The 6979-nt window shown below is 46.9% G+C and carries 8 protein-coding genes and 2 pseudogenes; 3 read left to right on the top strand and 7 right to left on the bottom strand.

The window, feature by feature from the left end; genetic code table 11:
• Positions 1-113 precede the first annotated feature (113 nt).
• The 3 genes and pseudogenes from Q0X25_RS08540 to Q0X25_RS06470 form a co-directional block, all read right to left on the bottom strand.
• Positions 114-206 (bottom strand): annotated as a pseudogene (locus Q0X25_RS08540) (LPXTG cell wall anchor domain-containing protein); the annotation flags it as partial.
• A 289-nt stretch (positions 207-495) separates the two neighbouring features.
• Positions 496-1437, bottom strand: coding sequence for a hypothetical protein (locus Q0X25_RS06465; protein WP_298580193.1), 942 nt, complete (start codon positions 1435-1437; stop codon positions 496-498).
• Between the two features lie 483 nt (positions 1438-1920).
• Positions 1921-2289, bottom strand: coding sequence for a hypothetical protein (locus Q0X25_RS06470; RefSeq protein WP_298580195.1), 369 nt, complete (start codon positions 2287-2289; stop codon positions 1921-1923).
• Positions 2290-2315: 26 nt separating this feature from the next.
• On the opposite strand from Q0X25_RS06470, the gene Q0X25_RS08545 reads away from it, so the two are divergent.
• Positions 2316-2585 (top strand): transposase, encoded by a 270-nt coding sequence (locus Q0X25_RS08545; protein WP_367270412.1) that lies wholly within the window; start codon positions 2316-2318, stop codon positions 2583-2585.
• 180 nt (positions 2586-2765) lie between these two features.
• Here Q0X25_RS08545 and Q0X25_RS06475 read toward each other — a convergent pair whose 3' ends face one another.
• From Q0X25_RS06475 to Q0X25_RS06485, 3 genes are read right to left on the bottom strand one after another with little or no spacing between them, the layout of a single operon-like run.
• The gene (locus tag Q0X25_RS06475) at positions 2766-3443 is read right to left on the bottom strand and encodes an acyl-CoA thioester hydrolase/BAAT C-terminal domain-containing protein (RefSeq protein ID WP_298580205.1); all 678 of its coding nucleotides are present in this window, start codon (positions 3441-3443) and stop codon (positions 2766-2768) included.
• A 6-nt stretch (positions 3444-3449) separates the two neighbouring features.
• Entirely contained in the window at positions 3450-3767 is a 318-nt protein-coding gene (locus Q0X25_RS06480; RefSeq protein ID WP_298580197.1) for a hypothetical protein, read from the bottom strand.
• Positions 3768-3777: 10 nt separating this feature from the next.
• Positions 3778-4755 carry a helix-turn-helix domain-containing protein gene (locus tag Q0X25_RS06485; protein ID WP_298580200.1) on the bottom strand — a complete coding sequence of 326 codons (978 nt, stop codon included), beginning with the start codon at positions 4753-4755 and terminating at the stop codon, positions 3778-3780.
• 779 nt (positions 4756-5534) lie between these two features.
• Here Q0X25_RS06485 and Q0X25_RS08550 point away from each other — a divergent pair.
• Together Q0X25_RS08550 and Q0X25_RS06490 are read left to right on the top strand one after the other, a co-directional pair.
• Positions 5535-5732: pseudogene (locus Q0X25_RS08550) on the top strand (hypothetical protein); the annotation flags it as partial.
• A gap of 8 nt (positions 5733-5740) precedes the next feature.
• Positions 5741-6067, top strand: a complete 327-nt coding sequence (locus Q0X25_RS06490; protein ID WP_298580202.1) for a hypothetical protein — start codon at positions 5741-5743, stop codon at positions 6065-6067.
• 167 nt (positions 6068-6234) lie between these two features.
• Here the strand turns inward: Q0X25_RS06490 and Q0X25_RS06495 are convergent, their stop codons facing one another.
• The gene (locus Q0X25_RS06495) at positions 6235-6765 is read right to left on the bottom strand and encodes a DUF6892 domain-containing protein (RefSeq protein ID WP_298580203.1); all 531 of its coding nucleotides are present in this window, start codon (positions 6763-6765) and stop codon (positions 6235-6237) included.
• Positions 6766-6979 lie beyond the last annotated feature (214 nt).

Here is a 6979-nt window from a genome sequence, read left to right on the forward strand (position 1 = left end):
CAATCCACGAGCATACGCACCGCCCGATCCTTAAACTCCTGAGAATACCTCTTAACCATGCCCCAATCCTCTCAAAAACGAGTAGGAACAAAACCCAGGACAGTTCACCTGACTCATTTTTCCCGACGGCGCGCCCGTATCAAACCCGCATCGGCGGCCAAGCCCAGTAGCCCAAGAGCAACCGCTGGATACACACCTGCCGCACCCGTACGCGCAAGCCCCTTACCAGGGCGTTTCGCAACTGATGTGCTAGGAGCCGGCGGAGCGGCCGGATTATTCGGTTCCGGTGCCGGTTAACTCAACCTTGCTCACTGAATACTGGCTATCTTTGTTTACTACACCCCAGCCCATTCCGTATTTAGTGCTTGAATTCCAGTGCATCCCGTGCCCGATTTGCGCCAGCAAATGCAACCCTGTTGTTGCACCCACCGACTTGCAATGGAATACAATGAACCGGTTATCAGCTCGGAGAACCACACTTTCACGCCAAAGGTTCTAACCCTCGTAGTTCTTCCAATCCTTAGCCGGCGCCTTACCGGCACACCAACCTTTCCACATGGCTTTTATTTTTGCCCCCTTTTGCTGTTCATATAAAACAACCCCTAAAGCGTCATGAATCAAACGAAACGTCATTAATTTTTTAAAACCGGGAAACCTTCTCCCATAATCAATCATCGTGCGCCGTCCATTTCGGAAAATATAAAATTTCCTCATCGGCCCGTGATGGTTGGGGCGAATAGTCAACCCCAAGAAATGATGTTCACTGCGGTCACCAATAGTATGAGTAAAAGTAAGACGATTAGTTACAACTATCGCTTTGCCTTCACTGAGCATTCGCAGACTCCACTCAGTATCAACTTGGTCTATAAAGAATTCGGAGGCAAAAAGCTTTTGACCCTGTTCAAAAACTGAAACTGGCATAAATGAAGCCGAAGAAACCACAAAGCTTACCGATTCAGGCTTTTCTATATCATGAACAGTCTGATAAGAATTGCCTGTCAGTCGAGCATAACGCCCAAACTGATGTAAATTTTTGTCATACAAATTGGGCGCCAAAATACCTAACGGATAGATTTTAGAAAGCCGATTATATTCTTCAACCATCCCCTTAAAAAAACAGTCAGGCAGATTTGAATCTTGGTCGAAAAAGAACACGCCTTCAGCACCGAATTCAACGGCTTTTAAAATCCCCACATTTTGTGCATGCGCCAACCCTCTATTGACATTTAACGATATTAATTCCGCCCATCGGAGCTTATATTCGCCTTTCGTTTTCCGGCACAGCAACTCAATATCCGCAATCGAGCTAGTTGCATTAGAGCCATTATCCACGACGACGAAGGATTGACCCTGGTCGATGAAAGTCTCCAATAAGCGCACAGTGCTGCATGTGGGTTGGTAGGTGACCATGATGGCTAAGGTGGCTGACTGCTCCATAAATTCTCCTTCATGGCCTACGCTACTTAAGCCATAGCCTCTTCATGCTTTAACAAATAGTTGCTGATTAAGGATAACAACTATTCCAACAATAGCTAAAAAACCATCCCAGAATGCTCCACAAACCAATAACTAACTTATCAAACGGCGGGGTCTTCCCATTCACCAGTCCCAACAGCGCTTTCGCAAGGACGTTCCTGGGGCTCCCCTAATGCTCCAACCAGCGCAAACGGGGTACGTCAATCCGTATTCTCAGTTAGCTCAAACCACCTCATTGATTGCTAGCTCCAGGCCAACCGGACCAACAACAGAAAGAACAACAGAAAGAATGCGGCAAGCGTAGTTGAACGTCTTCGGTTATCTAGCTGCCGAAGATGATACAAAGCGGCGGGCGTGACGGCAATGGAGAGAGTAGGCTTTTTCGCTTGATATCAAGCCAAAACAGTGGTTGCACCATTGCGCTAGGAGCGCTGTATTTAGCCGCTACGACAGCGAGCGCATCACGGCTCGATTCACGGTCTGAGAATTTTGGAGCAAACTTCGCACAGAGAAAGCCGTGCCGCGAAATTGTTTCCCCTGCCGCGCAAAGGTTGCTCCACTCTCCGATTCTGGATCGTATTCCCAAGAATAAATCGATCCAACACCCTCGATTAAGCTAGCCATCGGAATATTAAGAGCTAGCTCAACTTTTGCAAGCGTTCTATGAGGGTTGATATTTATCAGTTCAGAAATCGCAACGCCTTCATCCTTCGGCAAGATATCAAAGCTCTTGTCAAAGAGCGCAAAAAGAAGCTGCTCAAGCTTAATAGAAATCTGGCAATTCGATTCGATTTTGTCGTCGCGGGCACCCAAGGTGGCCGGAATTCATCGCTGATGCTTTGGAGCAATGGGCAAGGGAGGATGAGACGATTCAAGCGTTTATCCCGCCGGGCGAGCCCTGGCACAACGGTTTCGTGAAATCGTTCCACAACCGGATGAGAGACGAACTATTGGATGACAACTGCATCGAGAATCTTGCACACGCCCAGCTGCTCGTGGATCAATGGTCACGGCGCTACAATAACTTTCATCCGCACTCGTCCCTGGGCTACCTCAGCCCACGGCAATACGCGGAACAATGGAAACAACAACACACGGTCAACACTTAAACCAAGTGGGTCTAATTATCAGGCCACTCCACTACAAAAGTGTTCTTTGCTCGTCAGCGTTAAGCGAGGTGTTGAGTTGTTTTTCCGGTTTTACCGCGCCTTGGGCGCATTGTCAGGGCTTGGGCAACATTAGTGATGCCACTCACTCAGCTTTTTCAACATAAGCTGATTGCTTTCTTCCTATGCCTTTTTGTTCCCTTCTTCTGTACCGCCTACGCGGAGAAGCATATTTCCAAATGTCATAACGCCATTGCCTATAAAGACATGCCCAGCATCTTCATAGATCTGAAGTGTTGTGTTCTCTGGGCGTTCTTTCTGAATGAGCGCGGCCATGGATGGACTGTCCCACATCTGATCCTCTTGGCCGGCAATAAGCAAAATTTGCGCAGTCGTCTCTTTGACCGGAATGTGTTTATCTTCTTTGTTCTGGTCAGTGTTGATTGCCGAGGTGTAAATGGGTTTATATCGAACAGGCGAGTTGATTACTTGAGGAACTACCATATCCGAGAGAAAAATCGGCAGAGACGATCCCTTCAAGTCAATGTAAGGCAGCTCATTGCCATTCCATGTCCACGAAGAGGCGTACTGGCTGAAGTCCAATCCGGCAAACGTGTAAGCGGATGGCGATACCAAAATCAGGTAATCAATCTCCGAATACTTCACAGCCAGATTCAGTGCATATTCCGCACCCTTGGAGGCTCCAAAAACAGTAATAGGTGTCTCCGATACAGCTTCTGTATTTATTACAGATAAGATGTCTTCAAACTGTTCCAACGGAATCTTTGTGAGGGTCTTTGACTGATTGGGCTGGCCAAACATGAACATGGAAAAGACTTCGTATCCATTTTGCGCGAAGATCTTTGCCTAATCGTAGCCTGGTGTTCCTTCCGATCCGCCAAAGACAACGATGACGCCCTTGTGTTTTAATTCCTTTGGAACAAAGTTAAAGCCCTGTGCCGCTTTTTGATCAACATGCGTTACAGTGACACCTTCCAGTTCTGTCGGATACAGGCTCAAATCAGAAGGGCTTTTGTAATAAGTTGGCGAAGCCAGGGAATAGGCGGATTGGTACTTGTTTTGATTATAGAGGCGTATGGCGAAAACAACGCCAGCTAAAAGGACAATGATGATTAAACAAACGATTAGCAGTTTTTTGAATCTTGGAAAAGCGGAGTGTCTCATTTTGCCTCCCTTATTTTTTATCCTTGTTCCCATACACCATCGTCAGCACAATGGCTAACACGCCGCACAGAACACCGGCAACTGGCCAGATGATCCAGCTACGTCCCCAGTCCATCGTAATAAAACTGTATCCGAGGAAAATGGCTGTCGTCACCAGCCAGTAGACGCCCATGATTGGGCCCATCTTACGATCGATGGCTTTTTCCTTTGGACTGAAGTCGCCTTCCTGAAGAAGCCGTTTGTAGGCACCGTAAGGGATGCCGACGCTCACAAAGAGATAGACGGCGATGGCAGCGATTCCGAAGCCAAAGGCCGTAAAATACGATTCCGGCAAGTTGACCAAATTCCCAGACAGATCAGAGGCAATGAAGCAGATGAGCGTCAAAATACAAAGGCAGACCCCAATAACAATATGGGCCATCCATCTGGGTTGCAGGACGTTCTGTCTTTCACGCACCATGCCAGAGACGCCATAAGCCATCTCAAAGGGTTCTTTTTCTATCCACTTCCAGGCATTCAAGGGTAAGCCGTTTACAAGAAACAAAGCCACCGCACCGAGAACAATGAGAAAGGCAAAGATCACCCCAATCGGCTCTGCAACGGCTGCGTTTACAAAATCGTCAGCCAACAAAATAGGGATGATGGCCATAACGCAGAGCATCACGCCGAAGGCGATGGGGCGGGTGCCTTTTTCTTTGAGCGCAAGATAGGCATTAGCTTCTTCCATGCTTAAGACGCGCAAGGGGTGTTCTGCGTCCTCCGTGTCATAGACAGGGGCTGAAGAGAGTTCAATTTCATCTTTGATGAGTGTATCCGTGCTGACACCAAATAGCGTACTCATCTTCAGGATGCGCTCCAGATCAGGAATGCTCTGCACGCTTTCCCATTTTGATACGGCTTGCCTGCTAACCCCCAGCTTTGCAGCCAGTTCTTCCTGTGACCAGTTATTTTTCTTTCGTAGCTCGATGATCTTATCGGCGAGTATCATGTGCGTTCCTCCTTCGTGGTGGCGACTTTTTCTGTCCGGACAATCAAATTCTGACAGTTATTGCGGTTGCATACCACCAAGCGCACCTTGAACTTAGCGCAACCGCGAGTTGCAAGGCTTATGTTTGGGACTGCTGAAGGTTTGGTTGACGTTTTTCTTGTTCCTTCAGCCGTCCCGACGAATTCTGGGCAGGAATCGGTTGGAAGCATCTACCTCGAAAAGATGGTGACCCTTTGATAGGAACCTGTTTGTTTTGCTCCAAGCAGCCAATTAATAGCTGAACCCCTACCACCTATTTTGAACCTGCTAAGCCGCGAGCGCCAGACACTCGCTATTTTGTATCCAATCCGAGCAGTAAGTTTCGCACAAGCGTCCGTATTGGATACAAGGGCGCTTGGCGCTCGCCTGTGAGCCGAGCGAGCTTTTGGCTTGATAGTAGGCAAAATGGCGCTCGTGGCTGCGCGTTCGACGCTCGCTTCTTACCCTGATTCGGGTTGCTGTTATTTTCAAGGGTAAAGGGCGATTAGCGCCAGTGAACCCGATGGCACTGCCGGAGCCGAGACTCGCGCAAAGGTGCGAGAGTCGCCAAAAGGTACAGATTAGCTGCCGAAACAACTGGATTAGTGGGCGATTTAGAGCGTGTATATGACTAGCGAAATCACTACGTGAAGGGAAGCTAGATGCACGCCACAATAGCCTCACAGCCGACTCAAGCGAGGCAGATGGATTACTGCTTGGCAGACTTCTTTCTGACGAATCTTGCCCTAGAAGGCACGCTCATGTGGGGAAACGTCCGCGATGCGCAAGACCTACTCATCGCCGATCTTGGCCTCACGCGCACAGCGCCGAGAGCGCCGTTACCACTCGGCGGTAAACAATCATTTGGCGTGCAACTATCGGGGCTGATTGAGTGCGAATCTTGCGGCTGTAAATATGGGCACATAACCTGGCATGCCCGCACCCCGAATCGCGTGGACGTTTGGGAATGCGCCACAAACCACCTAAAGCGCGGCACCTGCGCCGCCCCGCACATCAATCCCAAAACCAAGACGACTACCATCAACGCTTCAAGAAGCTGGAACAACGCCAGCGCGAAGCCATCGACGCCTACGAAGCAACCACGGCGGAGATTGAGCGTCGCACAGGCATCAAAGCCACACTCAACCACTACCGGCGCACCCTCACCACACTAGACAGTGTAGGCGACTTTAGGCCCGCTACATTCCACGCCCTGTGCCAACGCATCGAGATAGCACCAAGTGGCAAAGCCACCGTGATCTGGAAAGACGGAACCAGCACACCAGAGCAATAGCGCCAAAGCCCAGAAATCAAAAGCCAGCACCAATCATTTCAAGATAAGCGTCACGTGGGTATTAACCCAGAAAAAGCGACTAAGAATTCTATTTCTTAATCGCCTTGTCTCTTCAGTATTAAATTTTACTCAGCTCGACAAACTGGGAGTTGTATGTAGCAATTAATTTAAAGCAATTCTACATCAATATTTTCAGCATCAAAAATTTCCTTTACTTTATCAAAATCGCTGCTCATTATTGTTGCTTTTCTAAGATTTGGAAATTGACTTAATTCTGAAATAGTCACATTATTTAAATCAAAACAGTCATCTTCTCCATCCCACTGTGGAATTATATTCATATATACTTCATTTCCACCATCCATGTAGATTTGTTCCACATACTGTGCAAATTTCTTTGGAATAGAAATTTCTCTAAAGAAATTAAGGGCTGGTTCTATTACAGTATAACTGTCTGTATCTATCTCTTTCTCTTTGTATTTATCAGCAAAATCATAAATATCAAAACGAGGCTCTAATAAATTCAACTCATACATCAACACTTCAACTATAGCCAGTTTGAAATTCAAATTATCAAAGTACAATATTTCTTCTGTATTATTATCACTATATTCTCTTAAACACTTTTCTTTTTTGACATCTTTTACTTTATCTAATTCAAATTCTTTTTCCCTTCCAAACAGTCCGAATAAACCCATTCTTCTCTTCCTCCAATCATTATATTTAAGAACAATTTATTATTCAGTTAGACAAACTGGGATTTAAAGTTCTCTGATTATCCATTTAGCCTCTTGATTTTTCCTTGTTGCGCAACATCCACAAGGCATTTCTGCCAAAGTTCCTATCGAATTATCTAAGTCAAATACAGACTGTAAAGAAACTAGTTTAGCGTCCTCTGCTTCGTGTGTTTTT

Source organism: uncultured Olegusella sp. (assembly GCF_947253395.1).
Lineage (GTDB): Bacteria > Actinomycetota > Coriobacteriia > Coriobacteriales > Atopobiaceae > Olegusella.

What these genes read in the sequence shown, in the direction of transcription:
- Q0X25_RS06465 (WP_298580193.1), bottom strand. Translation starts at nt 1,437, where the DNA reads ATGGAGCAGTCAGCCACCTTAGCCATCATGGTCACCTACCAACCCACA.
- Q0X25_RS06480 (WP_298580197.1), bottom strand. Translation starts at nt 3,767, where the DNA reads ATGAGACACTCCGCTTTTCCAAGATTCAAAAAACTGCTAATCGTTTGT.
- Q0X25_RS06485 (WP_298580200.1), bottom strand. Translation starts at nt 4,755, where the DNA reads ATGATACTCGCCGATAAGATCATCGAGCTACGAAAGAAAAATAACTGG.
- Q0X25_RS06490 (WP_298580202.1), top strand. Translation starts at nt 5,741, where the DNA reads ATGCGCCACAAACCACCTAAAGCGCGGCACCTGCGCCGCCCCGCACAT.
- Q0X25_RS06495 (WP_298580203.1), bottom strand. Translation starts at nt 6,765, where the DNA reads ATGGGTTTATTCGGACTGTTTGGAAGGGAAAAAGAATTTGAATTAGAT.